The sequence below is a fragment of the Stenotrophomonas sp. GD04145 genome, from assembly GCF_029835135.1.
Lineage (GTDB): Bacteria > Pseudomonadota > Gammaproteobacteria > Xanthomonadales > Xanthomonadaceae > Stenotrophomonas > Stenotrophomonas maltophilia_P.
Genome location: NZ_JAODZG010000019.1, coordinates 41,162 through 68,042, shown reverse-complemented (window position 1 = coordinate 68,042; position 26,881 = coordinate 41,162). Strand labels below are relative to the sequence as shown.

At 67.0% G+C, this 26,881-nt stretch carries 30 protein-coding genes; 18 read left to right on the top strand and 12 right to left on the bottom strand.

The features are described 5' to 3' along the window. Positions 1-207: 207 nt before the first annotated feature. Together N7367_RS11595 and N7367_RS11590 are read left to right on the top strand one after the other, a co-directional pair. On the top strand, positions 208-900 hold the full coding sequence (locus N7367_RS11595; RefSeq protein WP_279942431.1) for a hypothetical protein: 693 nt from the start codon (positions 208-210) through the stop codon (positions 898-900). Next, entirely contained in the window at positions 897-1,319 is a 423-nt protein-coding gene (locus tag N7367_RS11590; protein ID WP_053517859.1) for a hypothetical protein, read from the top strand. Before N7367_RS11595 ends, N7367_RS11590 begins: the two co-directional genes overlap by 4 nt. Positions 1,320-1,373: 54 nt before the next feature. On the opposite strand, the gene N7367_RS11585 is transcribed toward N7367_RS11590, so the two are convergent. From N7367_RS11585 to N7367_RS11550, 8 genes are all read right to left on the bottom strand, one after another. Then, positions 1,374-3,515, bottom strand: a complete 2,142-nt coding sequence (locus N7367_RS11585; protein WP_279942430.1) for a TonB-dependent siderophore receptor — start codon at positions 3,513-3,515, stop codon at positions 1,374-1,376. A gap of 102 nt (positions 3,516-3,617) precedes the next feature. Continuing rightward, the gene (locus N7367_RS11580; RefSeq protein ID WP_279942429.1) at positions 3,618-5,321 is read right to left on the bottom strand and encodes an ATP-binding protein; all 1,704 of its coding nucleotides are present in this window, start codon (positions 5,319-5,321) and stop codon (positions 3,618-3,620) included. A gap of 89 nt (positions 5,322-5,410) precedes the next feature. Next, on the bottom strand, positions 5,411-5,596 hold the full coding sequence (locus tag N7367_RS11575) for a hypothetical protein (RefSeq protein ID WP_111187042.1): 186 nt from the start codon (positions 5,594-5,596) through the stop codon (positions 5,411-5,413). 4 nt (positions 5,597-5,600) lie between these two features. Beyond that, a complete protein-coding gene (locus tag N7367_RS11570; RefSeq protein ID WP_053517863.1) occupies positions 5,601-5,840 on the bottom strand; it encodes a hypothetical protein in 240 nt (79 codons plus the stop codon). 109 nt (positions 5,841-5,949) lie between these two features. Continuing rightward, a complete protein-coding gene (locus tag N7367_RS11565; RefSeq protein ID WP_193396690.1) occupies positions 5,950-6,204 on the bottom strand; it encodes a hypothetical protein in 255 nt (84 codons plus the stop codon). Positions 6,205-6,331: 127 nt separating this feature from the next. Beyond that, on the bottom strand, positions 6,332-6,601 hold the full coding sequence (locus N7367_RS11560) for a hypothetical protein (protein WP_065176253.1): 270 nt from the start codon (positions 6,599-6,601) through the stop codon (positions 6,332-6,334). A gap of 139 nt (positions 6,602-6,740) precedes the next feature. Beyond that, on the bottom strand, positions 6,741-7,952 hold the full coding sequence (locus tag N7367_RS11555; protein ID WP_053517900.1) for an MFS transporter: 1,212 nt from the start codon (positions 7,950-7,952) through the stop codon (positions 6,741-6,743). 117 nt (positions 7,953-8,069) lie between these two features. After that, entirely contained in the window at positions 8,070-8,729 is a 660-nt protein-coding gene (locus N7367_RS11550) for an HD domain-containing protein (protein ID WP_279942428.1), read from the bottom strand. Between the two features lie 219 nt (positions 8,730-8,948). Between N7367_RS11550 and N7367_RS11545 the strand changes: the two genes are divergently transcribed. Beyond that, positions 8,949-9,455, top strand: a complete 507-nt coding sequence (locus N7367_RS11545) for an N-acetyltransferase (RefSeq protein ID WP_279942427.1) — start codon at positions 8,949-8,951, stop codon at positions 9,453-9,455. A gap of 10 nt (positions 9,456-9,465) precedes the next feature. Here the strand turns inward: N7367_RS11545 and N7367_RS11540 are convergent, their stop codons facing one another. Then, positions 9,466-9,903 carry an acetyltransferase gene (locus tag N7367_RS11540; protein WP_065182778.1) on the bottom strand — a complete coding sequence of 146 codons (438 nt, stop codon included), beginning with the start codon at positions 9,901-9,903 and terminating at the stop codon, positions 9,466-9,468. A gap of 110 nt (positions 9,904-10,013) precedes the next feature. Between N7367_RS11540 and tadA the strand changes: the two genes are divergently transcribed. The 4 genes from tadA to N7367_RS11520 all read left to right on the top strand — a co-directional run bounded on the left by tadA (position 10,014) and on the right by N7367_RS11520 (position 13,409). After that, complete coding sequence (gene tadA, locus N7367_RS11535) at positions 10,014-10,538, top strand: tRNA adenosine(34) deaminase TadA (protein ID WP_180877036.1); 525 nt, start codon at positions 10,014-10,016, stop codon at positions 10,536-10,538. A gap of 75 nt (positions 10,539-10,613) precedes the next feature. Continuing rightward, positions 10,614-11,186: an oligoribonuclease gene (gene orn, locus N7367_RS11530; protein ID WP_053517870.1), complete on the top strand. Its 573-nt coding sequence runs from the start codon at positions 10,614-10,616 to the stop codon at positions 11,184-11,186. Positions 11,187-11,250: 64 nt separating this feature from the next. Then, entirely contained in the window at positions 11,251-12,123 is an 873-nt protein-coding gene (locus N7367_RS11525; RefSeq protein ID WP_053517871.1) for an EcsC family protein, read from the top strand. A 170-nt stretch (positions 12,124-12,293) separates the two neighbouring features. Further along, positions 12,294-13,409, top strand: a complete 1,116-nt coding sequence (locus N7367_RS11520) for an alkene reductase (protein ID WP_279942426.1) — start codon at positions 12,294-12,296, stop codon at positions 13,407-13,409. A 105-nt stretch (positions 13,410-13,514) separates the two neighbouring features. On the opposite strand, the gene N7367_RS11515 is transcribed toward N7367_RS11520, so the two are convergent. Both N7367_RS11515 and ppsA read right to left on the bottom strand, forming a co-directional pair. Then, on the bottom strand, positions 13,515-14,408 hold the full coding sequence (locus N7367_RS11515) for a mechanosensitive ion channel domain-containing protein (RefSeq protein ID WP_065175325.1): 894 nt from the start codon (positions 14,406-14,408) through the stop codon (positions 13,515-13,517). A gap of 156 nt (positions 14,409-14,564) precedes the next feature. Next, complete coding sequence (ppsA, locus tag N7367_RS11510; RefSeq protein ID WP_279942425.1) at positions 14,565-16,943, bottom strand: phosphoenolpyruvate synthase; 2,379 nt, start codon at positions 16,941-16,943, stop codon at positions 14,565-14,567. Between the two features lie 145 nt (positions 16,944-17,088). Here ppsA and N7367_RS11505 point away from each other — a divergent pair, with 145 nt between their 5' ends. The 5 genes from N7367_RS11505 to N7367_RS11485 all read left to right on the top strand — a co-directional run bounded on the left by N7367_RS11505 (position 17,089) and on the right by N7367_RS11485 (position 21,337). Next, the gene (locus N7367_RS11505; RefSeq protein WP_053517875.1) at positions 17,089-17,910 is read left to right on the top strand and encodes a pyruvate, water dikinase regulatory protein; all 822 of its coding nucleotides are present in this window, start codon (positions 17,089-17,091) and stop codon (positions 17,908-17,910) included. 177 nt (positions 17,911-18,087) lie between these two features. After that, positions 18,088-18,600: a DUF1249 domain-containing protein gene (locus N7367_RS11500; protein ID WP_053517876.1), complete on the top strand. Its 513-nt coding sequence runs from the start codon at positions 18,088-18,090 to the stop codon at positions 18,598-18,600. Positions 18,601-18,640: 40 nt separating this feature from the next. Further along, on the top strand, positions 18,641-19,129 hold the full coding sequence (locus N7367_RS11495; RefSeq protein ID WP_053517878.1) for an 8-oxo-dGTP diphosphatase: 489 nt from the start codon (positions 18,641-18,643) through the stop codon (positions 19,127-19,129). Positions 19,130-19,222: 93 nt separating this feature from the next. After that, positions 19,223-19,855 (top strand): DUF2239 family protein, encoded by a 633-nt coding sequence (locus N7367_RS11490; RefSeq protein WP_279942424.1) that lies wholly within the window; start codon positions 19,223-19,225, stop codon positions 19,853-19,855. 120 nt (positions 19,856-19,975) lie between these two features. Continuing rightward, entirely contained in the window at positions 19,976-21,337 is a 1,362-nt protein-coding gene (locus N7367_RS11485) for an MATE family efflux transporter (protein ID WP_279942423.1), read from the top strand. Positions 21,338-21,435: 98 nt separating this feature from the next. On the opposite strand, the gene N7367_RS11480 is transcribed toward N7367_RS11485, so the two are convergent. Next, the gene (locus tag N7367_RS11480; protein ID WP_279942422.1) at positions 21,436-22,086 is read right to left on the bottom strand and encodes a class I SAM-dependent methyltransferase; all 651 of its coding nucleotides are present in this window, start codon (positions 22,084-22,086) and stop codon (positions 21,436-21,438) included. A gap of 343 nt (positions 22,087-22,429) precedes the next feature. Between N7367_RS11480 and N7367_RS11475 the strand changes: the two genes are divergently transcribed. The 6 genes from N7367_RS11475 to N7367_RS11450 all read left to right on the top strand — a co-directional run bounded on the left by N7367_RS11475 (position 22,430) and on the right by N7367_RS11450 (position 26,341). Further along, positions 22,430-23,044 (top strand): CDP-alcohol phosphatidyltransferase family protein, encoded by a 615-nt coding sequence (locus tag N7367_RS11475; RefSeq protein ID WP_053517884.1) that lies wholly within the window; start codon positions 22,430-22,432, stop codon positions 23,042-23,044. A 22-nt stretch (positions 23,045-23,066) separates the two neighbouring features. After that, positions 23,067-24,143, top strand: coding sequence for a class III poly(R)-hydroxyalkanoic acid synthase subunit PhaE (phaE, locus tag N7367_RS11470; RefSeq protein ID WP_279942421.1), 1,077 nt, complete (start codon positions 23,067-23,069; stop codon positions 24,141-24,143). 3 nt (positions 24,144-24,146) lie between these two features. Beyond that, a complete protein-coding gene (gene phaC, locus N7367_RS11465; protein WP_279942420.1) occupies positions 24,147-25,220 on the top strand; it encodes a class III poly(R)-hydroxyalkanoic acid synthase subunit PhaC in 1,074 nt (357 codons plus the stop codon). Positions 25,221-25,252: 32 nt separating this feature from the next. Further along, complete coding sequence (locus N7367_RS11460; protein WP_053517888.1) at positions 25,253-25,624, top strand: YfeK family protein; 372 nt, start codon at positions 25,253-25,255, stop codon at positions 25,622-25,624. Between the two features lie 64 nt (positions 25,625-25,688). Next, the gene (locus tag N7367_RS11455) at positions 25,689-25,892 is read left to right on the top strand and encodes a PspC domain-containing protein (protein WP_053517889.1); all 204 of its coding nucleotides are present in this window, start codon (positions 25,689-25,691) and stop codon (positions 25,890-25,892) included. A gap of 11 nt (positions 25,893-25,903) precedes the next feature. After that, positions 25,904-26,341, top strand: a complete 438-nt coding sequence (locus tag N7367_RS11450; protein WP_053517890.1) for a hypothetical protein — start codon at positions 25,904-25,906, stop codon at positions 26,339-26,341. Positions 26,342-26,881 lie beyond the last annotated feature (540 nt).

Below are 26,881 nucleotides of genomic sequence, written 5' to 3'. Positions count from 1 at the left end.
GCTCCGACATTTATCACACGAAGTGGGCGGTGCTCTGTCAGAAAAATCTGATTCGGACGGAAGGGTGATAAACGACAAGAATGAAGGCGCATCGCACTTGCGCAACGACGATTCTTCATCTTGAAGTAATGCGAATGTGCTATTTGACCTTCACGCAGTTGCTGCGCTAAACACCACACCTCACGCTCGAAGCAAGGAGTTGCACGCATGCAGGAAAATGGAATTCGCGAGCTGTCGCTGGAGGAGCTCGCACTGGTTTCTGGCGGTGCGCAGATGGATACCACCGATCTGCCGCCGGTGGATGCGTTGCCGCCCGATGACGGCGGCTGGCCGGATATCGATCCGCCAGACTGGACCGATCCGTGGGACCCTGGCGATGGCGATGGCGGTGGTGGCGGCGGTGGCGGTGGCGAAGCGCCGCCGAGCGCGTATGAGCAGGTCGATGCACAGGCTGACACCGTCGCGCGTGAGGTGGAGGCACTGATCAAGGCCGATCCGGGTTATCAGAGCCAGGAGCTGGGCACGGTGATCTACCGCGACGCAGTGACCGGTGAAATCAAGACCAGCCCACTGGCGCGCGGTGATGCCAGCAATCCCGGGGCCATCAGCTATCCGCTGCTGGAGTGGGGCATCTCGCCGGGCCAGGTGGTGGGCATCATCCATTCCCATCCGGCCGGGGTCTTCCCGTCGGAGACGCATGAGGTCAACAAGTACCCGTCCGACAACCGCACCGTTGGCGGCGTGGCCTATGAGGGCGGGGACTGGGGTGTGGCCGATCTGCTGCGCGACAACGGCATGAATGCCGAAGAGTTCCGCTACTACATCATCGGGCCCGATGGTGTGACCCGTGAGTATGATTTCAACGACCGCGATGCGGAAACGCTGGGTACGACGCTATGAAGATAGAGGCCGCATGGGCGGTGGCCGTTCTGGCCGTGGGCGCAGCAGCCTGTGCGCCGGTGGCGCGTGCCGATTCGCCAGGGCTGGCGGTGCTGCGCAGCGAAGATGGGCTGCCTGCCAACCGCTATACCTCGCAGCACCAGATGAGTTGTGGCAGCCGCGTGTTCGAGCTCGTGGTGGAATCACCGGGTCCGGTCAGGTTGACTGGCCTGAAGGTGGATGGCGTCGCGGTTCCTGCCGCGCAGCTGCAGGCCATCAATGCACAGGTACCGGAGCGCTCCTGGTTCCAGGGCATCGCCTCGTCCTGCACGTCGGCCCGCCAGTCGCTGACCCTTCAGCTGTCATCGCCGCAGGGGGCGGTGACCATCCCGCTTTCGTTCAAGGATGGCGTGCTGGTGCCGGCGGCGCCCGCCCGGTAACGCAGGTGCTGCAGGCTGCCGGCCGCTGCGCGGGGCCGGCAGCGCGACCGCCCGTCAGAAGCGGTAGGCCGCCTGCACGTACACCCGGCGCGGTTCCCCGGGGAAGTGCCCGTTGCGCGCAATGAAGCCACTGGCCGCATACACCTTGTCGAACAGGTTCTTGACGTTGGCCTGGAACTGCCACTGCTTCCACGTGGTCTTCCAGCTCATGTCGAACACGGTGTAGGCCTTCACGCTCTGCCCGTCCAGGCTGATGCGCTCGCCGACATGGTCGGCACCGAAACCAATGGCCGAGTTCAGCGCAGGCAGGTCGTAACGCGTCCACAGGCCGAGCGTGTTGCGCGGTGCATTGGCGAAGCGGTCTCCGGAGGCGTTGGTGATGCCGTTCGGGCCCGCATCCTTCACCCGTGCGTCGTTGTACGCGTAGGTGAGGTTCACCACCCAGCGATCGGTCACATCGGCCAGCAGATCGAGTTCCATGCCGGTGCTGCGCACCAGGCCCAGCGCGGCGAGCTGGTTCACGCCTGCGGTCACTTCGCCGGTGGCCTGCACGATGTTGCTGCGGTCGATGCGGTAGGCCGCCATGTTCAGGGTCACACGCTCGGCCAGCAGCGACTTCATGCCTATCTCCCACTGTTTGCTGCGTTCAGCGTCGAACGGGCCGCCGGCAGCACGGTCCTGGTTGGCCGCGCTCTGTGGCACGAATCCGCTGGCCACGTTCGCGTACAGGTTCAGCCCCTCGCGCACAGTGAAAGTGCTGCCCAGCCGCCAGCTGAGGTCGTGCCCATCCACGCTGCTGCCGCCGAGGCGATCCTCGTCCTTGAAGCCATCCCAGCGCAGGCCGGCCAGCACATGCCAGCGCGTGCCCAGCGCAAGTTCGTCCTGCAGGTAGCCGCCGTAGCGGGTGCTGCGCGTGGAGGTGCTGCGCCAGGGCAGGGTAGTCAGAGCGTAGTCGTGCCAGGTGCTGGCGCCATACACTGGATTGAACAGGTCGATGCCACGCACCGGGCCCGCACCGCGCGCGAGGTCGGCACTGTTGGCGGTCTGCGCGGTGAAGTCGGCATCAAGCTGGTACACGTCAGCGCCGAACAGCACTTTATGCTCGATGCGGCCGGTACTGACCCGCCACACGGCATTGCCGTTGACAGTAAACGCCTCGTTGTCGCGGATCTGGTTGCGCAGCTGGCGCGTCATCCACTCGGCCACGCCATCGCGATCACGGTCGATCAGCCCCATCGGCTCGTGATACATCTGATGCTCGTTGTTGGTGAACCAGCGCGCGGCGAAATCCACATCCAGATTCGAGGCCGGCGCGAAGCGATACTGCGCCAGGGCGACCTTCGCGCGCATGTCGAGGAAGTCGCTGGCCTCATTGTGGTTCCAGCGGCGATCGGTCAGGAACGTACCTGCGTCATTCACCGGTACACCCCGCAGGCGGTTGCCGCCCAGGTTCTGGGTGATGTCGGTGAACTGCAGGGTCAGCTCGCCGGTATCGCCCACATCGAAGGCCAACGATGCATCGCCGATCACGCTTTCGCTGTCGGTGTTCCAGCGCACACCCTGCTCGGTGTCGCCGTACAGACCGGCGCGGTAGCGCACGCGGCCGGCCGCATCCAGGGGGCCGGTGGCCTCGACCGAGCCGGCGCGGAAATCCTCGTTGCCCAGCTGGACTTCGATGCGGCGCTCAGCCGTGGCCCGGGGTTTGCGGGTCACATAATTGATGACGCCGCCGGCATCACCACCGCCATACAGTGCGCCGGCCGGACCCTTCAGCACCTCCACCCGCTCGATGTTGAACAGCTGGGGCACCGCGAAGCCCGCATACGGGTCGCCGCGCAGGCCGTCATAGAGCACGTTTTCCTGCCGGAAGCCACGCAGGGTCACGCCCGCATAGCTGAAGAAGCTGATGCCGCTGATGCTGCGGTACAGGTCGGTCACCTGGCGCGCAGCCTGGTCGTCGATCAACTCGCGCGGCACCACCTGCACCGATTGCGGCACCAGCTCCAGCGGGGTATCGGTGCGGGTGCCAACCGCGGCGTCGTCAACCCGGTACAGCGTCTGAGCACGGCCACGCACTTCGACCTTGTCGAGCTGGGTGGTCGCGGTGGTGGGTGGGGCGGCGGCCTGTGCCAGGGGTGCCAGGGGCAGGGCGAGGGCCGCGCACAGCGCGCGGCGGCGGAGCGGGAACAGGGTCATGGGAGGGGATTGGCAACCGCAAATGAGAAAGATTAGCATTTGCAGTGATGCTGTGCCTATTCCCTGATGGCGCGATGGACGTCTGGGCACGTGCGGAGGACGTTACGCCCGTATCGTCGCAACCTCCCTCCGGCCCGCGGCCTCGGTCATCACGACGGCGAGCTGCTTGAGCGAGTAGGGCTTGCGCAGCAGGGTGAAGCCGTGGCCGGGGTCGCGTGCCAGCAGCTCGCTGTAGCCGCTGGTCAGGATGATGGGCAGATCCGGAAAGCGATCACGCACGTGCCGGGCCAGTTCCAGGCCGTTGGTGCCGGGCATCACCACGTCGCTGAACATCACATGGAACCGCGTGGCGTCCTGTTCCAGTTCGGCAAGTGCCTCATTGGCGTTGCGGGCCAGTACCACCTCATAGTCGAGTTCGCGCAGGGCTCCGACCGCGAACTCGGCCACATCCACGTTGTCCTCCACCACCAGCACGCACAGCCCGTGCCCGTGCAGCAGGCCCGGCTGTGCCGCCGGCCGCGCCACCGTCTCGCCGGAACGGGTGAGCGGCAGATACAGCGTGAACCGGGTACCGACGCCAGCCTCGCTCTTCACGTCCACCTCGCCTTCGGACTGCTTGACGAAACCGAATACCTGGCTGAGGCCCAGGCCGGTGCCGGCACCAATACCTTTGGTGGTGAAGAAGGGTTCGAAGATGCGATCCACCACGCCAGGGTCGATGCCAGTGCCCGTATCGGTCACGCTGATGGCGGCGAAGTCACCTTTCAGCGGTGCCGCGAAGCGGACCGAAGGCACCGCGGTAACCTGCTCGACGTCGATGGTGACCGTGCCGTGGCCGTCGATCGCATCGCGCGCATTGACGGCGATGTTGATCAGCGCGGTGTCCAGCTGGGTGCGGTCCAGCAGCACCGGCAGCGGGCGATCAGGCAGGTTGACCGACACCTGGATGCGTGCCCCCAGTACCGTGGTGATGATGTCCGACAGGGCCTGCACGCTCTCGCACAGGTCGAAGACCTCCGGTGACAGGCTCTGCCGGCGCGAGAAGGCCAGCAGCTGCGCTGTCAGCCGTGTGGCCCGGTCCGACGCATTGCCGATTGCCTGCACGTAGCGGCGTCGCGGATCTTCCGCCGGCCAGGTATGCAGCAGCATGTCCACCGAGCCGGTGATGACCTGCAGCAGGTTGTTGAAGTCGTGCGCGACGCCTCCGGTGAGCTGGCCGATGGCTTCCAGCTTCTGCGACTGCCTGAGCTGCTCACGGGCCCGCACCAGTTCCAGGTGCGCCTCGCGCGCCTGTTCGGTGATCGCGGCCACTTGGCGGCTGTGCAGGTCGCGCTCGATCACGCGTTCGGTCTGCTCGCTGACCACGCAGATGATCCCGGCGACGGCACCGCTGGCATCGCGCAGAGGCGAATAGGAGAAGGTCCAGAAGGTCTCGCGCAGCGTGCCGTCGCGGTCCATCATCAGCGGCAGGTTCTTGAAGCTGCGGCTGCGGCCCGCGAACGCCGCATCGATGGCATGCTCCACATCGGCCCAGACGTCAGACCACACCACGTCCAGGCGGTTGCCCATGGCGCCGTGCAGCTTGTCACCCAGCATCGGCAGGTAGGCATCGTTGAAGAAGAATGCCTTTTCGCTCAGGCCCCAGGCGATCCACAGAGGTTCCGGAGAGTCGAGGATCATCGCAAGCAGCGTGCGCAGCTCGCAGGGCGCCTGTGCCGCCGCCGGCGAGCGTGCCCAGTCGCTGTCCTGCAGCAGGCGATAGGCAAGCTGGTCGGGTGCGGAGACGGGAAGGGGGAAAGGATGCATGGCCGTCGGCGCGGGAAGGTGCGGCAGCATAGCCGAACCGATGTCAGCAGGGCCTGCACATCGCCAATGGGTCGGGGCAACCGCAGCGGCTAGCCTGGCTCCTGGCCTGGTTGCCCGGCCAGGGCGTGCCGGCCTGCCGGCGTCAGGTCGATGTCCGCATCCTCGGCCTGCACCGCAAAGCCCGCATTCACTGCCCAGGTCGCAGCGTCACCGCGCACCGGCTGCGCGTCGGCGATGTCCTGCAGGATCCTGATCTGCGCTGCGGTCAGCTCCATCGCCTCATACCCCCAGCAGCGACGGGAGCTGCCACTCCGAAACACGCGCATGGCTGATCGGCTGGTGGCAGCCGCAACGCTCGCAGCGGAACAGGGCACCGCCTGGCAGCTGCAGCAATGTGTCCTCACTGGCGGAGGTGGTCTCCGCGCAATGGTGGCAGGTGACGGTGAGCGCGGTGATGCGTTCAACGCCACCGGACAGGTTGAAGACGGCTTCGAAAGCGCGGATGACAGGGTGGGACATAACCGCTCGCGAGTAGTACACGTCCGCATCCTCGCCTGCCACCCGTGACGGTGCAGTCAGCTGCGTGCATCGACCGGATCAAGACGCCCCACCGTCAGAGCTCCTTCCTTCAGAGCTCCTTCTTCTTGCCGCTCAGATCCAGCGGCGTGTCATCGCCCTTGCGCTCGCTGGACCAGACTTCAAGACTCTTGTTGCAGCGGCTTTCGCGTGCGGCGACCTGCGGCGGCAGGTCCTTCAGGTGCGGTGACTCCTGGCAGCCCGAATGCATGGCCGTGTCGTCATAGGTGGCGCAGGCAGCGAGCGAGGCGAACATGACGGCACAGACCGAGGCGCGCAGCGCGGCGGGGGCGGAGCAGATCGGCATGGACGGCATCCTGGAAAGAGGGGGTGCCTAATTCAATGATGTGACCCCGTGCCGACGCAATCGGTCTGCCTGCACTTGTTATTCAATAACAAGTGTGGCGATACTCTGCGGTTGTGGCATCTGCGGGCTACGCGACGCAGATCATGAACAGTGCGGACAGCGCGAGCATCAGCATGAAGACCCGTCGGCTCAAGGCCAGGCAGGCCAGGCAGGCGGCCAGGGCCCAGGCCGCCAGCAGGACGCAGGTGAGCAGCCACAGGCCGATGGTCATCAGTGACCCTGCAGCAATGGCTGACAGGGCGGACGCCTTGAACAGCGCGATACCCAGCACACTGCCCAGCACGCCGGCCTGCAGGGCGACCGCGTCATGGTGGGCAGGGGCACGGCGGGGAGGCATTGCGGTCCGGACGATCGACCAGGGGGTGTTGATCGAAGTCTGCCCGAACGGATATCCACGCCATGTGTAGTCCCGTCGGCGGCCGCCGCAGGCCTGCCTGCCGCGTGCGGCGCTGCGGGACGGCCGCAGGACAGCAGTGTCAGTGACTGCGGGCGACCGTGCGTGCGCGGTTCTTTTCCAGCATCACCGCTACGCACCACAGCAGCAAGCCACCGAAGGCCGTGGCTGCGCCGACATAGCCGGTGGTGGCGGGACTGAAGCCGGCGCTGATGGCCATGCCACCCAGCCACGGCCCCAGCGCGTTGGCGGTGTTGAACGCGGCATGGTTGGAGGCCGCAGCCAGCGTCTGCGCTTCTCCCGCCACATCCATCAGGCGGGTCTGCAGCACGGCGGCGAGCGCACCCATGGTGCCCACGGTGATGATCATCGGGCCGATGGTCCACACCGACTGCGCAGCCAGCGGATACAGCAGCAGCATCACGATCGACCACGCCAGTACCAGCGCGGCGGCCTTGAAGTGGAATCTGTCCACCAGCCAGCCGCCGGCGATGTTGCCGATGATGGCGCCGATGCCGAACACACCCACGGCGAGCGGCATCCACGATTCGGCAACCCCGGTCACCTGCACCAGGGTCGGCGCAAGATAGGTGAACACACAGAACATGCCGGCGAATCCGACCGCACCGATGGCCAGTGCCAGCCATACCTGCGTGGTGTTGAAGGCGCGCAGCTCGCGCATCGGCGAGGTGCGCACCTCCTCCGGGTCGGGCAGCAGGAAGCGCGCGATCATCGCAACGGTGGCAATGGCCAGCAGGGTGACCAGCGCAAACGCCGTACGCCAGCTCAGTTGCTGGCCCAGCCAGGTGGTGAGCGGGTTGCCGATCAGGATGGCGATGGACAGGCCGAGCAGCACGCGCGACATCGCCTGGCCGCGCTGGCCGGCCGGGCTGATCGCCGCCGCTACCAGCATCGCCACGCCAAAGTAAGCGCCATGCGGAAGACCCGCGACGAAGCGCGCGATGAGCATGGTGGCGTAGTTCGGTGCCAGCGCGCTGGCCAGATTGCCGACTGCATAGAAGCCCATCAGCGCCAGCAGCAGGCGACGGCGTGGGAAGCTGGCGCCGACAAACGCCAGGACCGGTGCACCGACCACCACGCCGATGGCGTAGGCGCTGATGAGATGGCCGACCTGTGTTTCGGTGATCGACAGGCCACGACTGATTTCCAGCATCAGGCCCATGCTGGCGAACTCGCTGGTACCGATGGCAAAGCCGCCGAGCGACAGGGCGAGGATGATCAGGGTGCGCTGGCGGGGCGTCAGCTGCGCGGCCAGGGAGGAATTGGGGCTCATGCGGGGGCGCAGGGGGCGGGGGAGCAGGCTATTGTACTGCTGCACCGCAACAGGGGTCATCGCCGGCTGCCAAGAATCAGCGTTTGGCAGGTGGTGCCGACCGCGCCCCGAGGCGGGTCAGGCCAGCACGTACATGTCGCTCCAGAGAAGGAACGCTTCCGGCGTCATCTGCGCTTCGAGTTCGGCAAGCACGATGTCACGCACCCTGATCAGCGCCTGCGCCTGCGTGGGGGAATCGTCGCAGTTGGCAGGAGCGCCTGCACCGGCCTCGTCAGCCAGCTGAACCAGCGTGCGCGCCGCCTCCATCAACGACAGCAGGCGGGCGGCTGCCGGGTCCGGCACGTCCGTGGATGCGCTGCGGCTACCGAGGGCGGCCAATGCGGCGGCGTACTTGCCACGCAGGCGGTTGGCCACCTCCGGCGGCAGCTGCAGCAACCGGCGTGGATGGGCGTTGTCGGCGATGTCGGCCAGCTTCACCTTCAATGCCCGTGGGTGCTGGCGGATGCCTGCGTAGTAATGCTGGGCGTCGGCAGCGCTGTGCCGGTTGAGCAGGGTCACGATGTCCCGGATCGGCGCCGGAAAGGCCGCCAGCCGGGGCGCGTACTCTGGGCAATCCTCCACCACGTCGTGCAGCCACGCGGCCGCCTTCGCCGTGTCGTCGTCATGGATTGCGGCCGCCACTCGCGCGACATGTTCGATGTAGGGCCGTCCGGCCTTGTCCTGTTGCCCGGTATGGGCTTCGCTTGCCAATGCGCGCGCCTGTACGACCCAGTCCATCGTTGCCTCCTGCTGCTGGAGGCTGGATTATCGCCCAATCGCGCTGGCGCCGAGATTGACCCGCCGCAGGGGGCTGGATAACGTGCGCGCGCCTGCAGCACGCAGGCGCCTGCCGAGCGTGGTTTTTCATGTTGGAGAGTGTCGTCCGCGCGTCGTATCGAACCTTCTCACTTTGTGCGGGCCCGCTGGCCGGGTCTGCCGCACTGAACGAGGTGCTCTGTGAGCTTTCTCATCCGTCCTGAAACACCCGCCGACGTTGACGGCATCCATGCGCTGACGGCCGCGGCCTTTGCCACGGCCGAGCACAGCAGCCACACCGAGCAGTTCATCGTTGACGCACTGCGTGCCCGCGGCGAGCTGTCGGTTTCGCTGCTGGCGGTGCACGAAGAGCGGCTGCTCGGCCATGTAGCCGTGTCGCCGGTGTCGGTGTCCGACGGCAGCAGCGGCTGGTACGGCCTGGGCCCGATCTCGGTGCTGCCGGAGCGACAGGGGCAGGGCATCGGTGCCGCATTGATGCGCGCGGCCATCGAGGCCCTTCGCCAGCAGCACGCGCGAGGCTGCGTGTTGCTGGGCGAGCCGGAGTACTACGGTCGTTTCGGCTTCCGCGCCGAGCCGGGGCTGGTGCTGCCGGGCGTTCCTGCCGAGTACTTCCAGGCGCTGTGCCTGCAGCCGCCACTGGCGCAGGGAGAGGTGCGCTACTCCCGGGCGTTCGAAGCGACCAACTGATCGCGGGCGTTCAGCCCGCGTGCCGAAGATGGATCAGCGGATACGGACGGCCCTGTGAATCCAGCGCTGAGCGGCCGGTCTCGATGAAGCCCATGCGCAGGTAGAACCCCACTGCCTGCGCATTCTGCGCATTGACGTCGGTGCTCAGCTGCGGATGCAGGGCCAGTGCGTGCTGCAGCAGCTGACGGCCGATGCCGGTGCCGCGCACGTCCGGGTCGATGAACAAGGCTTCCAGATGCGTCCCGTCGATCAACATGAAGCCCAGAGGACGATCATCTGCATCCACGGCCACGGTGGTCGGCGCCTGGGGCAGGAAACCAGCCACTTCGGCATCGATGGCCAGGCGGTCTTCAGGGCTGAGGAAGTCGTGGGTGGCGTCGACGGCGCGGCGCCACAGGTCGACAAGTGCGGCACCGTCATCGGCGCGCGAGGGGCGCAGGGTGGTCATGGGCGGGAGCGTGAAGCGGGCAGGCAACGCAGTATGACCTCTTCTGGCTTCCGCTGCGCAGCCCGGCGTTACACTGTGCGCCTGAGCTCCGCCGCCTCACGGAAACTGCCATGACCGACGCCCCGGGTGTACCGGTGCACGACGCCGACGAACAATGGATGCGCCATGCGTTGGCGCTGGCCGAGCGCGCGCAGCGCGAGTTCGACGAGATCCCGGTCGGTGCGGTGCTGGTCGGTGCGGACGGCCAGCTGCTGGGGGAGGGCTGGAACCTCAATATCGCTTCGCACGACCCCAGCGCGCACGCCGAGATCGTTGCGATGCGTGCCGGCGGCAAGGCGCTGGCCAACCATCGGCTGCTGGGCAGCACGTTGTACGTGACGCTGGAGCCCTGCGCGATGTGCGCGATGGCAATCGTGCATGCGCGCGTGTCGCGGCTGGTCTACGGTGCCAGCGACCCGAAGACCGGTGCCTGTGGCAGTGTGTTCGACCTGCTGGGCGACGCGCGCCACAACCACCGCGTGGAGATCCACGGCGGGGTGCTGGCCAAGGAGGCGAGCACGCGGCTGACCAACTACTTCCGCGCCAAGCGCGGCAAGCCGCCCCTGTTGCTGGAACGCCCGGCGGACGAGGGATGAGCAGCGAAAGGGTATGATGGGCGCCCCTTTCCTTTTCCGGCGGCCCGCGGGCCAGCCCTGCAGCGAGACGACACGATGGTGGAGAACGGCGCGGCCAACGAGCGATTGATCTGGATCGACCTGGAAATGACCGGGTTGGATACCGACAACGATTCGATCATCGAGATCGCCACCGTAGTGACCGATGCCCAGCTCAACGTGCTGGCCGAAGGACCGGAATTCGCCATCCATCATCCGCTGGAGACGCTGGAGGCGATGGACGAGTGGAACCGCAACCAGCATCGTCGTTCCGGCCTGTGGCAGCGCGTTCTGGACAGCAGCGTGACCCTTGCCCAGGCCGAGGCGCAGACGGTGAATTTCCTGGCGGAGTGGATTCCGGCTGGCCTGTCGCCGATGTGCGGCAATTCGATCTGCCAGGATCGCCGCTTCCTGCACCGGCAGATGCCGCGCCTGGAGAAGTACTTCCACTACCGCAACCTGGATGTGTCCACGGTGAAGGAACTGGCCAGGCGCTGGGCGCCGGGCGTGGCCGCTGGCGTCGGCAAGAACAGCAGCCATACCGCACTCAGCGACGTGCATGATTCGATCAACGAGCTGCGCCACTATCGCCGGTTCATGGGCGCGCTTTCAGGGTTGCCGACTGCCTGAACGACGACGCCGGGCATGGCCCGGCGCTACCCATCGTTCAACCGCGTGGCGCTACTATCGGCCCATGAACGAGCCGATCCTGCTGCCGCGCGATATCGCCCACGACGCCCGCGACTGGTCCGACCTGCAGCGGGCGGTGGCACTGCTGGAGGCGCCGACCCTGACCGCGCGCATGGCCAACCTGGTCGGCACGCCGCTGGAGTTCGCAGTGAAGGCCCTGCCGACGTCGGTGTCCAGCCGCATCCACGGCGCGGTGCAGGCGGCGCTGTCGAAATCCGCGCAGGCTGCGCTGTGGAGCATGGACAATTCACCCGGCAAGGGCGCATCCACCCGCTGGCACAAGGTGGCTGCCGCAACGTCCGGCGCGGTCGGCGGTGCCTTCGGTTTTGCCGCGTTGTTCATCGAACTGCCGGTGTCGACCACCATCATGATGCGCGCCGTGGCCGATGTGGCGCGCAGCGAAGGCTTCGACCTGTCCGAGTTCAGCACCCGCCAGGCCTGTCTGGAGGTGTTCGCGCTGGGCGGCAATTCGCCGCGCGACGACGCCAGCGAGACCGGCTACTACCTGGCCCGCGGCTTCACCACCGATGTGATGCGCCACCTGTCGGCCGAGCTGGCCGGCCGCGTGGTGACCGGCCGCGACCTCACCCTGGGCGTGGCCCCGAAGGAGGCCGGCAAGCTGTTGGCCAAGCTGGTGGAGAAGGTCGCCGCGCGTTTCGGTGTGGTGGTGACCGAGAAGTTCGCCGCGCAGGCGGTCCCCATCGTGGGTGCTGCCGCCGGCGCCACGCTCAACACCATGTTCACCGACTACTACCAGGACATGGCACGCGGTCACTTCATCGTGCGCCGGCTGGAGCGCAAGTACGGTGAGGATGTAGTGCGCACCTGCTATGACCGCGTGGCGCATGGCGGCGCCCTGATCGAGCCGACGCTGTAACCGGTGTCGGGGTCAGATCCCTTTGCCGTGCAAAGGGATCTGACCCCGGGCGAGACCGCGGGCGAGCCTATCATTGCCCCGGCGGAACAACTGTTTTGCCAGTCCATGCCTGTTGCCCGGCGGGCGCCATCCCCATTCTTTGCGGCACTCCCCCGCAAGAGATGGCCGACATGCTGTTCACTCCCCACCGCCTGGGCGCACTGACCCTGCCCAACCGCATCGTGATGCCGCCGATGACCCGTTCGCGTGCGGCCCACGGCAATGTTGCCACCGCCGAAATGGCGGCGTACTACGCGCAACGTGCCGGCGCCGGCCTGATCATCAGCGAAGGCACCCAGATCAGCCCGCAGGGCCAGGGCTATGCCTGGACCCCGGGCATCCATAGTCCGCAACAGGTACAGGGGTGGCGCCAGGTCACCGATGCGGTGCACGCGGCCGGCGGGCGCATCTATGCGCAGCTGTGGCACGTGGGGCGTGTTTCGCATGTTGCCCTGCAGCCGAACGGTGAGGCGCCGGTGTCGTCGTCGGCACTGCTGGCCGAAGGCGTGAAGGTGTTCGTTGACCCGACCGGTGCCGGCCCGGAGGCCGGCGTCGGCGAGATGATCCAGCACTCGATGCCGCGCGCCCTGCGCGAGGACGAGATTCCAGGCATCGTGGAGGACTACGCGCAGGCGGCACGCAATGCATTGGCGGCGGGCTTTGACGGGGTCGAGCTGCATGGGGCCAATGGCTATCTCATCAACCAGTTCATCGATTCGCAGGCCAACCAGCGCACCGATGGCTATGGTGGCGCGCTGCAGAACCGGCTGCGCTTCCTGCGTGAGGTGACGCGGGCGGTGGTCGCGGTGGCGGGCGGCGACCGGGTGGGGGTGCGCCTGGCGCCGCTGACCACGCTGCAGGGGGCGGTGGACGATACGCCGCAGGCCACCTATCTGGCGGCCGCGCACCTGCTGGGCGGGCTGGGCGTGGGCTACCTGCACATCGCCGAAGCCGACTGGGACGACGCACCACCGATGCCGCTGGCATTCAAGCAGGCGCTGCGCATGGTCTATCCGGGCACACTGATCTACGCCGGCAAGTACACCGCCGCGCGCGCCGAGCAGGCACTGGCCGAAGGCTGGGCTGACCTGATTGGTTTCGGCCGGCCCTTCATCGCCAACCCGGACCTGCCGGAGCGGCTGCGCCAAGGTTCGGAACTGAACCTGCCGGACCGCGCGACGTTCTTCGGAGGCGGGGCGGTGGGCTTCACCGATTACCCGACGCTGGAAAAGAGCGTCGCTGCCTGATTCCGCATCCGCCGGGCATGGCCCGGCGCTACCCGTGCCGACCGGTCGAGCAGGTAACGCCGGGCCATGCCCGGCGAGCGCGCAGCGCGGGATGAGGCGCGGCGGTCAGGGCGTGTCGCGCACCAGCGCGTCGGCCTCGACCACGCCACCGTCCTTGCCGTGCAGGTACAGATGCATGTCCTGCTGCGGGTAAGGAATGTTGATACCAGCCTTGTCGTAGCCCAGCTTGATCTGCTCGAGCAGCGTCACCTTCGTGCCGAACCAGTCGGCCGACTTCACATAGCAGCGGATGCCCAGATTGATCGCGTGCGCGCCCAGCTCGTAGACCACCACGTCCGGCACCGGCGTCTGAAGTACGCGGGGGTCGGCTTTCATCAGCGCGAGGGCGGTATCGCGCGCCAGCTGGATGTCGTCGTCGTAGCCGATGCCGACCACCAGCTCGACGCGACGGGTCGGTTCGGCCGTGAGGTTGATGATCGGCGCCGCGGTGATCAGGGTGTTCGGAATGGTGGTGTGCTGGTTGTCAGCGCCGGTGATGACGGTCTGGAAAATGCGCACTTCGCGTACCGTGCCGGTCTGGCCGGCGACCGTCACCACATCGCCCACGCGGAACGGGCGCAGGGTCACCAGCATCACGCCTGAAGCGATGTTGGACAGCGAATCCTTCAGCGCCAGGCCAACGGCCAGGCCTGCAGTACCGAGCACGGCCAGCAGCGGGGTGATCTTTACGCCCAGCGTGCCGATGGCCAGCACCACCACGATCACCAGCGACGCCGCATACACCACGTTGCGCAGGAAGCTGCCCAGCATCGGGTCGGCGCCCATTCGCGCGGTCGCGCGCGGCATCGCGTTGGACAGGCGGCGTGCCACCCACAGGCCGACCAGCAGCACCACGATGGCGGCCAGTAGTGGCACGCCATAGGTCTCCAGCAGTCGCTCCCAGTTCAAGGTGTGGAACCAGGATGACGTGGCGGGCGTAGCGGGTGCGGCGGCGATCATGCGGGTGGTCCTCTGCTGCGAAAGGGGGGGGGCCAGGGCAGGGCAGGGCGTGCGAGCACGCCAGAAACAGCAAGCCCCGCAGAGGCGGGGCTTGCATGCAGCAGCAGTATGGGCAGGCGTCGATGAAAACGACGTCAGCCTGCAGCCTTCAACGCATCATGCGCTGGCCTTCAGCTTGGCCAGGCGCAGCCAGGTATCCACCACGGTGTCCGGGTTCAGCGACACCGATTCAATGCCTTCCTGCATCAGCCATTCGGCCAGGTCCGGGTGATCGGACGGGCCCTGGCCACAGATGCCGACGTACTTGCCCTTGGCCCGTGCCGACTTGATCGCCATCGACAGCAGTTTCTTGACGGCCGGGTTACGTTCGTCGAACAGGTGGGCGACGATCGACGAGTCGCGGTCCAGGCCCAGGCTGAGCTGGGTCAGGTCGTTGGAGCCGATCGAGAAGCCGTCGAAGATTTCCAGGAACTCATCGGCGAGCAGCGCGTTGGACGGCACTTCGCACATCATGATGATCTTCAGGCCGTTCTCGCCCTGCTTCAGGCCGTTCTGGGCGAGGACTTCCACCACCTTGCGGCCTTCTTCCAGGGTGCGCACGAACGGAATCATGACCCACAGGTTGTCCAGGCCCATTTCGTTGCGCACGCGCAGCACGGCCTTGCACTCCAGCGCGAAGGCGGCCGAGAAGCTCGGATCGACATAACGGCTGGCGCCGCGGAAGCCGATCATCGGGTTCTCTTCGTGCGGCTCGTAGTTGCTGCCGCCGATCAGGTTGGCGTACTCGTTGGACTTGAAGTCCGACAGGCGCACGATCACCGGGTTCGGCGCGACCGACGCGGTGAGGGTGGCGATGCCCTCGGCCAGTCGGTCCACGTAGAAGCTGACCGGGTCGCCATAGCCGGCGATCTTCTCGTCGATCTTCTTCTTCGTTGCCGCGTCCTGGCGGTCGTACTCCAGCAGCGCGTTCGGGTGGATGCCGATGTGGCTGGCGATGATCATTTCCAGGCGCGCCAGGCCGATGCCGGCGTTCGGCAGCTGGCCGAAGTCGAAGGCACGTTCCGGGTTGGCCACGTTCATCATGATCTTCAGCGGAGCCGGCGGCATGTTGCCCAGATCGGTGGTGGTGCGCTCAAAGCCGAGCTTGCCTTCGTAGATGAAGCCGGTATCGCCTTCAGCACAGCTGACGGTGACCAGCTGGCCGTCTTCGATGACCTTGGTGGCGTTGCCCGAGCCGACCACGGCCGGTACGCCCAGCTCGCGGGCGATGATCGCGGCGTGGCAGGTACGGCCACCGCGGTTGGTGACGATGGCCGAAGCGCGCTTCATCACCGGTTCCCAGTCCGGGTCGGTCATGTCGGCGATCAGCACGTCGCCCGGCTGCACGCGGTTCATGTCGTCCAGCGTCTTCACCACGCGGGCCACGCCCGAACCGATCTTGGCGCCCACGGCACGGCCTTCAGCCAGCACGTTGCCGCCCTTCTCGGTCAGCGCGAAGCGCTCGATCTGGGTGGCGTGGCTGCGCGACTTCACCGTCTCCGGGCGCGCCTGCACGATGAACAGCTTGCCGCTGACACCGTCCTTGGCCCACTCGATATCCATCGGGCGGCCGTAGTGCTTTTCGATCACCAGCGCCTGCTTGGCCAGTTCCTGCACGTCCTCGTCGCTGATCGAGAAGGTGTTGCGCAGTTCGGCCGGAGTGTCCTCGATCCTGACGCGCTCGCCGGGAACGTCCGAATACACCATGCGGATCGCCTTGCTGCCGAGCGAGCGGCGCAGGATCGCCGGCTTGCCGGCCTGCAGGGTGGGCTTGTAGACGTAGTACTCGTCCGGGTTGACCGCGCCCTGCACGACCATTTCGCCCAGGCCGAAGGACGAGGTGACGAACACCACGTCGCGGAAGCCCGATTCGGTATCCAGGGTGAAAAGCACGCCGGAGGAACCCACGCCCGAGCGCACCATCAGCTGCACGCCGGCGGACAGGAACACGTCCTCATGCTTGAAGCCGTGGTGTACGCGGTAGGCGATGGCGCGGTCGTTGTACAGCGAAGCGAACACTTCCTTGACCTTGTGCACGACATCGTCGGCACCGGTGACGTTGAGGAAGGTTTCCTGCTGGCCGGCGAACGAGGCGTCGGGCAGATCTTCGGCGGTGGCCGAAGAGCGCACCGCCACGGCCACGTCGCCGCCACCGTTCTCGGCGCTCAGCTTGGCGTACGCGGCCCGGATGTCCTGGTCCAGCTGCGGCTGCAGCGGGGCATCGATCACCCAGCTGCGGATTTCCTTGCCGGCCGCGGTCAGCGCGGTAACGTCCTCGACGTCCAGCGTGGCCAGCTTGTCGAAGATGCGCTTGGACAGATCGTTGTGCGCGATGAAGTCCTTGAAGGCTTCAGCGGTGGTGGCATAACCGCCTGGCACCGACACGCCCAGACCGGCCAGATTGCCAATCATCTCGCCCAGTGACGAATTCTTGCCGCCTACGCGGGCCAGGTCGGCCAGACGCAGTTCGTGCAACCACAGGATGTTCTCGTTCAAGCGCGATGCTCCGTTTGGCCATCGCCCGAGGCGGGCTGTAATGGCCGCGTCCGTAGGAAGAAGCCGATATGATGCCGGGCAGAGTACCGTCGGCACAAGCTTGTGCTGGCGGCCTTTTTAGGCTTCGTAGGGGGTAAAAGCGCGCATGTCGACCATCCGCCCGGTGTTCTATGTTTCCGATGGAACCGGTATCACCGCTGAAACCATTGGACATAGCCTGCTGACCCAGTTCTCCGGGTTCAGCTTCATTACCGATCGCATGTCGTTCGTCGATGACCCTGAAAAGGCCCGTGAAGCCTGTGCCCGGATCCAGGCGGCGGGGGAGCGCTACCAGGTCCGGCCGATCGTGGTGAACTCCTGCGTGGACCAGAGCCTGAGCCTGATCCTGGCCGACAGCGGGGCGCTGATGCTGGACGTATTCGCGCCGTTCATCGAGCCGCTGGAGCGGGAACTGTCCAGCCCGCGCCTGGCCCGGGTCGGCCAGGCCCACGGCATGGTCGATTTCGACACCTACCACCGCCGCATCAATGCGATGAACTTCGCCTTGACCCATGACGACGGCATCGCGGTGAACTACGACGATGCCGACGTGATCCTGGTGGCGGTGTCGCGGGCCGGCAAGACCCCGACCTGCATCTACCTGGCCCTGCACTACGGAGTGCGCGCAGCCAACTATCCGCTGACCGATGAAGACCTGGAAAGCGACCGCCTGCCGGCGCGGCTGCGCAACTACCGGCGCAAGCTGTTCGGCCTGACCATCGACCCGGACAGGCTGCAGCAGATCCGCCAGGAGCGCCGGCCGAACTCACGCTACGCCAATCTGGAAACCTGCCGGCGCGAAGTGGCGGCGGCCGAGACCATGTTCCGCATGGAGAGGATTCCGACCCTGAGCACCACGCACACCTCCATCGAGGAAATCTCCAGCAAGGTGCTGGGCACGCTGGGGCTGCAGCGCGAAATGTACTGATCCTCTCCCGGCGGCGCCGGCGATGCCGGGCCACGCTTGATGGCTGCGCTGCGTGCTCGCCGGGCATGCCCCGGCGCTACCCGTCGGCGCGTGGCTGGACAGGGACGATCGCGGCCGGTGGGTTGGCTGCGGCGTGAACCGCCCCCACGTTGAACCACCAACGTGTAGGATCGACCCATGGCCCGAGCCTTGCCCCGAACCGAACGCATTCCCCGCCTGAGCCGGCTGAGCTGGCTCATGGGCCTGTATGCGGAAAACTACCGGCACCTGGTGCGTCTGTTCGCACCGGCCGAGCTGGTTGCGGGCAGCTACATCTCTTCGGTGGGTGATGGCCTGGATGTGCGTCTGGACGTGATCGAGTGCCATCGCTACACCGTCGAACTGCGCCTGACCTACGACCTGGCCGACCCGGTGACCGGCGAGCCGGACCCGTCGGCCTATGTGCGCCTGTACCGCGACGCACGCCAGGCTGAAACCACCCATTGCTACGTCGGCCGCCGCTGGCAGGACACCATGGGGCTGTATCCGCCGCCGGCCGAACTGATCAGCCACCGCATGCGGATGAACACCTTCCTCGGCAAGTGGCTGGAATACCTGGCCGAGCGTGGCCATGGCGTGGCCACCCTGCGTCGCGATCCGGACGGCAGCGCGGCAGCCGATGGCGAGCGTCGCCTGTCGCTGGTGCGCTGATCGGCCATAATCCGGGGCTGACCTGCCGCCGGATGCCGCCATGCCGTATACCCCGATCGTCGCCACCCTGGGCTATGTGCTTTCGCCCGACGGGCGCCAGGTGCTGATGATCCATCGCAATACCCGCCCCGGCGACCACCATCTGGGCAAGTACAACGGCCTGGGGGGCAAGATCGAGCCGAGCGAGGACGTGGCAGCCGGCATGCGCCGCGAAATCGCAGAGGAAGCCGGCATCGCGTGTACCTCGATGCGTCTGCGCGGCACCATCAGCTGGCCGGGTTTCGGCAAGCACGGTGAGGACTGGTTCGGGTTCGTGTTCGTGATCGACGGCTTTGAAGGCAGCCCGCACGGCGGTAACCATGAGGGCACGTTGGAGTGGGTGGACCTGGACAAGCTCGACACGCTGCCGATGTGGGAGGGCGACCGCAATTTCCTGCCGCTGGTGTTCGATGCGGATCCGCGTCCATTCCACGGGGTGATGCCGTACAAGGACGGACGCATGCAGAGCTGGTCGTTCAGCCGGCTGTGAGCCGCGTCGAGGCAGTGCGGATTAATGCCCGGGTGATATTGACGCCATAAAATTGCCCGGGTAATATTTCCGCATCGCCCCGGTGCCCGTGCCATGTCCAATGCTCCCCTTCCGCCGTTCAGCTGCTTCGACGGTCATCGACTTGTCGCTTCCGGTACGCCGGACGTCGCCGCGCTGGCGCTCAGGCAGCTGCGTGCCGATGCGGCTGCCGGCCCGCTGCTGGTGTTCGACAACGCCACCGGCCTGACCCGGGATTTCGATACGCGTGGCAGCGTCGCGCAGCTGCTGGCGCGTATCGCCCAAGCCTTCCCGGCATCACTCCCGGACGCCGATGTGCAGACGGCGGCCACCGATGAACCGGTGGTGGCGCGCGGGCGCGGGCGACCGAAACTGGGTGTGGTCGCGCGCGAGGTCACGCTGCTCCCGCGTCATTGGACCTGGCTGGCCGGACAGCCGGGCGGCGCCTCGGTGGCGCTGCGGCGGCTGGTGGAAGCGGCCAGCCGGGCCAGTGCCGATCTGGACCGGCAGCGCCGCAACGCCGAACGCGCGTATCACTTCCTGCAGACCATCGGCGGCGATCTGCCCGGCTTCGAGGAAGCCACGCGTGCGCTGTTCGCGCACGACCGCGCGCGCCTGCAGGCTGTGCTGGAAAGCTGGCCTGTCGACGTACGCAGCCACGCTTTGCGTCTGGCCTTCGACGAACCTGCCGGCAGCACCGACGACTGACCTGCCGCCCCGCAGATGCAAGCGGCCGCGCTGACCGCGGGCCGTTACTCCTCCCACCTGCGTCTCCTGCTGGCCCCTTGGCCGGGCAGGGCAACGCAACGCTTTGCCCATGGAATGCCCATGAATCCCCTATCACTGTCCGCAGCGCCTGTGTCGCCCCCCCTGTGGCGCGCCTATCTCGGGTTGTTGCTGCCGATGCTGTTGACCAACGCTCTGCAGCTGGCCTCCGGGACGCTCGACAACATCTACCTCGGCCACCTGCTCGGTGCACATGCGGTGGCCGCAGCGGCAGCGGTGTTTCCGATGTTCTTCCTGTTGCTGGCCCTGGCAATGGGCCTGGCTACGGGCGCCACGGTGCTGATCGGGCAGGCGTGGGGGTGCGGTGATGTGGTGCGGGTGCGGCGGGTCGCCGGAACGGCGATCGCACTGATGCTGGCGGTGTCGTTGCTGGTGATGGTGGTCGGCAACCTGTTCGCACCGCAGCTGCTGCAGGCGCTCGGCACACCGGCGCCGATCCTGGGTGAGGCCATCGCCTACGCGCGCATCATGCTGAGCGGCGTGCCGGTGATCTTCCTGCTCTGGCTGGCAACGTCGGTCAGCCGCGCGGTGGGCGATGCGATGTCGCCGCTGCACGCGTTGCTGATCGCCACCTTGATCGGCCTGCTGTGTACACCCTTGCTGATCGTCGGTGCTGCAGGCCTGCCGAGGATGGGAGCAGCCAGCGCCGCATTCTCCGCGGTGCTGGCTTCCACGCTGGCGTTGGCCTGGCTGTCGTGGCGCTGGCGCCGACAGGGGCATCCGCTGGCACCCGATCGTGATCTGCTGCGTGCGGTGCGCGTGGATGCGGGCACGGCGCGATCAATGTTGCGGATCGGGGTGCCGTCGTCGCTGCAGATGCTCAGCCTGGCCGTTGCCGAAATCGTACTGCTGGGCTGGATCAACCGGCACGGTTACCTGGCGACCGCCGCCTATGGCGCGGTCAACCAGCTGATGAGCTGGGTGCAGCTGCCGGCGATGTCGCTGGGCATCACCGCCACTGTACTGGCTGCGCACGCGATGGGCGCAGGGCGCGTGGCGCGGCTGCCTGCGATCGCCCGCACCGGTGCGTGGCTGGGGGGCGGGCTGCTGGCTGCGGTGGTGGGGCTGGTGATGCTGTCGGCACCGTGGCTGGTCGGCCTGATCCTGGACGCACCGGACGTACGCGCGCTGGCGACAGAGCAGCTGCGCACGGTGGCCTGGGGCGTGCTGGCAATGGGCGGCGCCTCGGTGCTGGTGGGCGTGATGCGCGGCAGCGGCACGGTCGTGTGGCCGGCGCTGCTCGGAATGGCGGCCATCGTGCTGCTGGAACTGCCGCTGGCGGCCTGGCTGCATGCGCGGCATGGCCTGGCGGGACTGTGGTGGGCCTGGCCGCTGGGACTGGTGATGATGCTGGTGCTGCAGCTGTTCTGCTTCGCCGGTTGGCGGCGCCGGATTGCCCGCTGAGCGCCTGGGCGCCTGGCCGCTGCGCCCGCCGGGCATGGCCCGGCGCTACCGGGCCGGCATCCTTGAGGTAGCGCCGGGCCATCCCCGACGGAAAACGATCACTGCCGGTGCGCCAGCAGCAGATGGAAGTGCTTCTCGCGCTGCTGGCCATCGTTGCCTTCCGCGGTTTCACGGTGTGCCCGCCAGGCCGAAACACGGAAGCCCGAGATCCGCAGCGCGCGTTCCACCGCCTCCAGTTCGTGCAGGTGGAAGGTCGAGGCAAACGGCAGGCCGCGCATGAAGGTGGCATCGCCGAACGCCAGGCACAGGCGGCCGCCAGGGCGCAGCACCCGCGCCAGTTCGTCCAGCACCGGCGCCAGGTTCGGCCAGAAGTAGAGGGTGTTTACGCTCAGCGCCGCGTCCACGCAGGCATCGGTGACGGGCAGGGCGTGGGCGTCGCCATGGCGCAACGCCGCGCGGTCACCCAGGCCGGCCGAGGTCAGTCGCTGGTTGCCGGCCGCAACCATGGCGGTGGACAGTTCGATACCGAGGTAGCGGCTGTTGGCCGCCTGCAGCAGCAGCGGCGCGAACGCGCCATTGCCCGGGCCGATTTCCAGCACGCTCTCGCCTGCAGCGGTCGCGAGCAGGCGGATGGCGGCCTGGTTGAGCCCGCCATTGCTGCGGTTCATCGCGTCGGCCACGTCCAGGGCGTGGTCGCCATGGGGCATCCGCAGTTGAGCGGCCAGGGTGGCTGCGTCCAGCATCGGCATCGTCCGGTGAGGGGATCAGGACGTGGCGACGGCGGGTCCGCCGCTGACCATAGCGCCAGAGAGCCGGCTTGGGAAGGGCGGAAACCCCGCCAGAAGTGATGAGCAATTGTCCACCGTCGCAGTCGGTGAGAACGGGTTGTCCACAGGGGGTGTGGATTACGCGTGGGCAACTTTGTGGATAAGCCTCGACAGGCGCCACCCCCCTAGGCTGTCAAGATGGGTGGCGAAAAATTCACCGCTGGTGACGATGCGTGAGCGACCGGTGAAGGGGGAACGCGGGCCGTGCTGTCGCCAGCGGCTGCGCTCGCGGTAACCTGTGGCCCTTGATGCCCCGTGAGACTTCATGAAACGTCACTTCTCGATGCTGCGCGAGTTCCAGCTGGCGGACTGGTTCACCCTGGCCAACGCCTTCTGCGGCACCGGCGCGGTGTTCGCCGCCATGCGCTTCCTGCAGGATGGCGAGCGTGGCTACCTGCTGTTCGGCATGGCGTTGATCCCGCTGGCCTTCATCTTCGACGCGCTGGACGGCCGCATCGCGCGCTGGCGCAAATCCAGTTCGACGCTGGGCCGCGAGCTGGATTCGCTGTCCGACGTGATCTCCTTCGGCGTGGCCCCGGCCGCGCTGGCCTATGCCTGTGGCATGCAGGGCGGGTGGGACTGGCTGGTACTGAGCTACTTCGTCTGCTGTGGCGTCAGCCGTCTGGCCCGCTACAACGTGACCGCCGAGGCGCTGGCCGGCGACGAGGGCAAGGTGAAGTTTTTCGAGGGCACCCCGATCCCGACCAGCCTGGTGCTGGTGATCGTGCTGGCGATCGCGGCGGGTACCGACGCGATCGGCCCGGACATCTGGCTTGGCCAATGGCAGCTGGGTCCGTGGCAGTTGCATCCGATGGTGCTGCTGTTCGCCCTGTCCGGGTCGCTGATGATCAGCAAGACCCTGCGTATTCCCAAGCCATGACGGCATCCTGCGGAGGCCTGCGATGACCAGTTCGGCCCATGACGCCGGCAGCAGCGATTTCGAGACTCTGGCCCGGCAGTATTTCGGGGCTTGGGGCGATGCCCTGCGCCACGCCTCCGCCGCCGGTGCGCCGGGCAGCGGCGATGCGGGCAGCTGGCAGCGCCTGTTTGACGGCTGGAGCCAGATGCTGCCCGAGCAGGGGCCGGGAGCGCCGGAGGACGCGGTGCGCCGGTTCCGCGAGCAGGCGGGCAGCTGGTACGGCACGATGCAGGAGGTCGCCAGCCGCTTCGCCGGTCGCGATGCCAGCAGCGCAGAAGTGGCACAGGCCTGGCGTGAGGCAGTGCAGGGCCAGGGGGATGGCCTGCTGCAATGGATGCTGCAGGGCGCGCGCGGCAGCACCCAGGCCGGCGGTTCGTTGCCGGAGTTCGCCAACTGGCTGCAGCAATGGCAGCTGCAGGCGGGCCCGTGGCTGCAGAGCCCCGCCTTCGGTCCCGGCCGTGAACACCAGGCGCGCTGGCAGGCCCTGCTGCGCGCGCAGGAGGATTACCAGCAGCAGTCGCGCGCCTATGTCGAACAGATCCGGCAGGCGCTGGACGAGGCCTTCGACCTGTTCGAGCAGCGGCTGGCCCAGCATGAGCAGCCCGGCAGCCAGTTGACCAGCGCGCGGGCGATGTTCGACCTGTGGATCGAGGCGGCCGAAGAGGCTTACGCCAAGGTGGCCCTGTCCGAGCCGTTCCAGCAGGTCTATGCCGACCTCGGCAACGCACAGATGCGCCTGCGCGCTGGGCTGCAGCGCGAAGTGGAGCAGGTAAGCGAGCGGATCGGCCTGCCGACCCGTTCCGAAATGGATGCCGCGCACCGTCGCATTGCCGAGCTGGAGCGCAGCCTGCGTCGCCTGCAGGCGCAGGTGACGGTGCTGGCGGGTACGGCGACGGTGGATCCGGCCGCACAGCCGGCCCCGGCCAGGGTGAAGCCAGGCACTCGCAGGGCGGCCGCGAAGAAGGCGGCGCCAGCGCCGAAGGCTGCAGTCAAGAAGGCTGCTGCAAAGCGTGCGCCAGCCAGGAAGGCGACCTCCCGTACTTCCTCGCGGAAAACATGACCGATGAAGGGACCTCTGGGCTTCAATGCCGATGATCTGATGCAGGAGACCCTGGCCATGCAGCGCAAGCTGATGGAAGGGCTGAAGCTGCTGCCGCAGGTGGAAGATGTCGATTACGGGGTGACCGCCCGCGAGGAAGTCTGGCGTGATGGCAAGGTGGTGCTCTATCGCTTCGTCGGCGAACAGGCACCGATCCGGCGGACGCCGCTGCTGATCGTCTACGCACTGGTCAACCGCCCCTACATGGTTGACCTGCAGGCCGATCGCTCGCTGGTGCAGAAGCTGCTGGCACTGGGGCAGGACGTGTACGTGCTGGACTGGGGCTACCCGGATCGATCCGAACGGTTCCAGACGCTGGAGGACTACCTGCTGCGCTACATCGAGGGCGCGGTGGATGCCCTGCGCGCGCGCAGCGGCGGCCCGGTGGACCTGCTCGGCATCTGCCAGGGCGGTGTGTTCGCGCTGTGCTATGCGGCGCTGCGCCGGCAGAAGCTGGGCAAGCTGATCACCATGGTGACGCCCGTTGATTTCCACACCGCCGACAACATGCTCTCGCACTGGGCGCGGCAGGTGGATGTGGACCTGCTGGTGGACACGCTGGGCAACATCCCGGCCGACCTGATGAATGCCAGTTACCTGATGCTCAAGCCGTTCCGCCTGAACGTGCAGAAGTACGTGGGCCTGCTGGACATCCTCGATGATAAGGCCGCGCTGGAGGATTTCCTGCGCATGGAGAAATGGATCTTCGATTCGCCGGATCTGGCGGGCGAGGCATTCCGCGACTTCATCAAGCAGTTCTACCAGGACAACGCGCTGGTGAGCGGTACGGTGCGGATCGGCGAGGAAGCCGTGGATCTGTCGCAGGTGACCCTGCCCGTGCTGAACATCTATGCCGAACAAGACCATCTGGTGCCACCGGATGCGTCGCGCGCGATGCGGGGGCGCCTGGGCACGAAGGACTACACCGAGTCCAGTTTCCGCGGGGGGCATATTGGAATCTATGTGTCCGGACGGGCGCAGCGCGAAGTGCCGGCCACGATTGATGGCTGGTTGAAGGCCCGGGATGGGAAGGGCTAGTCTCAGGCGCTCTGGACGGGCTGGAGCCAAGGATGCTGTCGCACAAATCACTGCTGGTTGCAGCGCTGCTGCTGACCCCTGCATGGGCCCCTGCGGCCCCGGGCCCCGTAGCGCGCGGCGAAATCGCGCAGCTGATCTCCAGCCTGGACGGCTCCCAGTGCCGTTTCCAGCGCAACGGCCGCTGGTACGACGGCAGCAGTGCGCGCGCGCACCTGCAGCGCAAGTACGACTACCTGCTGAAGAAGGACCTGGTGGACAGCGCCGAGCAGTTCATCGAACGCGCCGCTACCCAGAGCAGCATGAGCGGCAAGGCCTACCGCATCCAGTGCCCCGGGCAACCGGAGCAGGCGTCGGCCGCATGGTTCAGCGCCCGGCTGCAGGCGCTGCGCCAACGCACGCCGTAGACAGGGGGGCGGTGTAGAGTCGAGTCCTGTTCGACTGCTTTATGCACTGCCAGGAGGATCCGCCATGAGTACCACGCCCCGCACGTTGTCGCGCTCGCTGAACGACCGGATGATCGCCGGGGTGATGGGCGGCATCGCGCATCGCTTCGGCTGGAATTCCACGCTGCTGCGGGTGGTCTTCGTACTGGTGTCGCTGGCATCGGCGGCATTCCCCGGCATCCTGGTCTATCTGATCCTGTGGCTGCTGATTCCCAACGAGGCCGATTGAACCGTCCTGCCATGGTCCGGCCGATCTGGCTGCGTGCCTTGCAGGTGCTGGGTGCAGCCTGGACCGTTCCCAATTCGCTGATCGGCCTGGTCGGAGGCCTGGCCGGGCTGCTGGGCGGTGCGACGGTGCGCTGGAGCGGCCGTGAGTGCGCGCTGGTGTTCGATCGCTGGCCGTGGGGGCCCGGCGGCGCGATCACGCTGGGCAACGTGATCCTGCATACCGGCCATGATCTGGCCATGCCGTGCCGGACCTATGCGCATCAGGCGGGGTGGGGGGCGGAGCCGCTGATCCGGCTGGATGACCATGAGCGCGCGCACGTCTACCAGTACCTGGTGCTGGGGCCGCTGTACCTGCCGGTGTACCTGCTGTGCGGCGGGGTGAGTGCGCGCAACCCGTTCGAGCGGGCGGCGGATCATTACGCCCGGTTCGGGCACGGCTGGTGGCCGTAGTCTGCAGCCAACGGCACAGCCCCTCGTGGGTAGCGATGCTTTGTCGCTAGATGCAGAACCGGCGGGCTGGTCGGTCGGGTCGGGTTCGCGGTCCTGGCCGCGGCATCCATGCCGCGGACACCCCCGCGACCCCAACCCGACCGCCCTCTGACAGAGGGCTGTGGCCTGCACCAGCCACGGAAAAGAAGAAAGAACAGCAGAAGCGGGTCGCCCGCTGCGCGTGCTCGTGTAGAGCCGAGCCTGCGCTCGGCTTCGTGGACTGACCTGAAAGCAGCCGAGCGTGGGCTCGGCTCTACGAAATGCGATCGGCTCTTCTTTTTTCTTTTCCGCAGGTGGTAGACGCAGCAGCAAACTGTCAGCGGCCGGGTGGGTGGGGCTGGCGGGGTATCCGCGCCATGGATGGCGCGGCTAAGCCCCCAGGGACGGGTTCACGGCGTCCCCGCCAGTTCCACCCACCCGGCCAGCCCGCAGTGAACCGGCTTTCCGAAAGCCACCCAACCGCCCGCGAGGGGCGGCGCCGTTGGCGGGAATTCCCTTGGA

What these genes read in the sequence shown, in the direction of transcription:
- N7367_RS11595 (WP_279942431.1), top strand. Translation starts at nt 208, where the DNA reads ATGCAGGAAAATGGAATTCGCGAGCTGTCGCTGGAGGAGCTCGCACTG.
- N7367_RS11590 (WP_053517859.1), top strand. Translation starts at nt 897, where the DNA reads ATGAAGATAGAGGCCGCATGGGCGGTGGCCGTTCTGGCCGTGGGCGCA.
- N7367_RS11585 (WP_279942430.1), bottom strand. Translation starts at nt 3,515, where the DNA reads ATGACCCTGTTCCCGCTCCGCCGCCGCGCGCTGTGCGCGGCCCTCGCC.
- N7367_RS11580 (WP_279942429.1), bottom strand. Translation starts at nt 5,321, where the DNA reads ATGCATCCTTTCCCCCTTCCCGTCTCCGCACCCGACCAGCTTGCCTAT.
- N7367_RS11575 (WP_111187042.1), bottom strand. Translation starts at nt 5,596, where the DNA reads ATGGAGCTGACCGCAGCGCAGATCAGGATCCTGCAGGACATCGCCGAC.
- N7367_RS11570 (WP_053517863.1), bottom strand. Translation starts at nt 5,840, where the DNA reads ATGTCCCACCCTGTCATCCGCGCTTTCGAAGCCGTCTTCAACCTGTCC.
- N7367_RS11565 (WP_193396690.1), bottom strand. Translation starts at nt 6,204, where the DNA reads ATGCCGATCTGCTCCGCCCCCGCCGCGCTGCGCGCCTCGGTCTGTGCC.
- N7367_RS11560 (WP_065176253.1), bottom strand. Translation starts at nt 6,601, where the DNA reads ATGCCTCCCCGCCGTGCCCCTGCCCACCATGACGCGGTCGCCCTGCAG.
- N7367_RS11555 (WP_053517900.1), bottom strand. Translation starts at nt 7,952, where the DNA reads ATGAGCCCCAATTCCTCCCTGGCCGCGCAGCTGACGCCCCGCCAGCGC.
- N7367_RS11550 (WP_279942428.1), bottom strand. Translation starts at nt 8,729, where the DNA reads ATGGACTGGGTCGTACAGGCGCGCGCATTGGCAAGCGAAGCCCATACC.
- N7367_RS11540 (WP_065182778.1), bottom strand. Translation starts at nt 9,903, where the DNA reads ATGACCACCCTGCGCCCCTCGCGCGCCGATGACGGTGCCGCACTTGTC.
- tadA (WP_180877036.1), top strand. Translation starts at nt 10,014, where the DNA reads ATGACCGACGCCCCGGGTGTACCGGTGCACGACGCCGACGAACAATGG.
- orn (WP_053517870.1), top strand. Translation starts at nt 10,614, where the DNA reads ATGGTGGAGAACGGCGCGGCCAACGAGCGATTGATCTGGATCGACCTG.
- N7367_RS11525 (WP_053517871.1), top strand. Translation starts at nt 11,251, where the DNA reads ATGAACGAGCCGATCCTGCTGCCGCGCGATATCGCCCACGACGCCCGC.
- N7367_RS11520 (WP_279942426.1), top strand. Translation starts at nt 12,294, where the DNA reads ATGCTGTTCACTCCCCACCGCCTGGGCGCACTGACCCTGCCCAACCGC.
- N7367_RS11515 (WP_065175325.1), bottom strand. Translation starts at nt 14,408, where the DNA reads ATGATCGCCGCCGCACCCGCTACGCCCGCCACGTCATCCTGGTTCCAC.
- N7367_RS11505 (WP_053517875.1), top strand. Translation starts at nt 17,089, where the DNA reads ATGTCGACCATCCGCCCGGTGTTCTATGTTTCCGATGGAACCGGTATC.
- N7367_RS11500 (WP_053517876.1), top strand. Translation starts at nt 18,088, where the DNA reads ATGGCCCGAGCCTTGCCCCGAACCGAACGCATTCCCCGCCTGAGCCGG.
- N7367_RS11495 (WP_053517878.1), top strand. Translation starts at nt 18,641, where the DNA reads ATGCCGTATACCCCGATCGTCGCCACCCTGGGCTATGTGCTTTCGCCC.
- N7367_RS11490 (WP_279942424.1), top strand. Translation starts at nt 19,223, where the DNA reads ATGTCCAATGCTCCCCTTCCGCCGTTCAGCTGCTTCGACGGTCATCGA.
- N7367_RS11485 (WP_279942423.1), top strand. Translation starts at nt 19,976, where the DNA reads ATGAATCCCCTATCACTGTCCGCAGCGCCTGTGTCGCCCCCCCTGTGG.
- N7367_RS11480 (WP_279942422.1), bottom strand. Translation starts at nt 22,086, where the DNA reads ATGCCGATGCTGGACGCAGCCACCCTGGCCGCTCAACTGCGGATGCCC.
- N7367_RS11475 (WP_053517884.1), top strand. Translation starts at nt 22,430, where the DNA reads ATGAAACGTCACTTCTCGATGCTGCGCGAGTTCCAGCTGGCGGACTGG.
- phaE (WP_279942421.1), top strand. Translation starts at nt 23,067, where the DNA reads ATGACCAGTTCGGCCCATGACGCCGGCAGCAGCGATTTCGAGACTCTG.
- phaC (WP_279942420.1), top strand. Translation starts at nt 24,147, where the DNA reads ATGAAGGGACCTCTGGGCTTCAATGCCGATGATCTGATGCAGGAGACC.
- N7367_RS11460 (WP_053517888.1), top strand. Translation starts at nt 25,253, where the DNA reads ATGCTGTCGCACAAATCACTGCTGGTTGCAGCGCTGCTGCTGACCCCT.
- N7367_RS11455 (WP_053517889.1), top strand. Translation starts at nt 25,689, where the DNA reads ATGAGTACCACGCCCCGCACGTTGTCGCGCTCGCTGAACGACCGGATG.
- N7367_RS11450 (WP_053517890.1), top strand. Translation starts at nt 25,904, where the DNA reads ATGGTCCGGCCGATCTGGCTGCGTGCCTTGCAGGTGCTGGGTGCAGCC.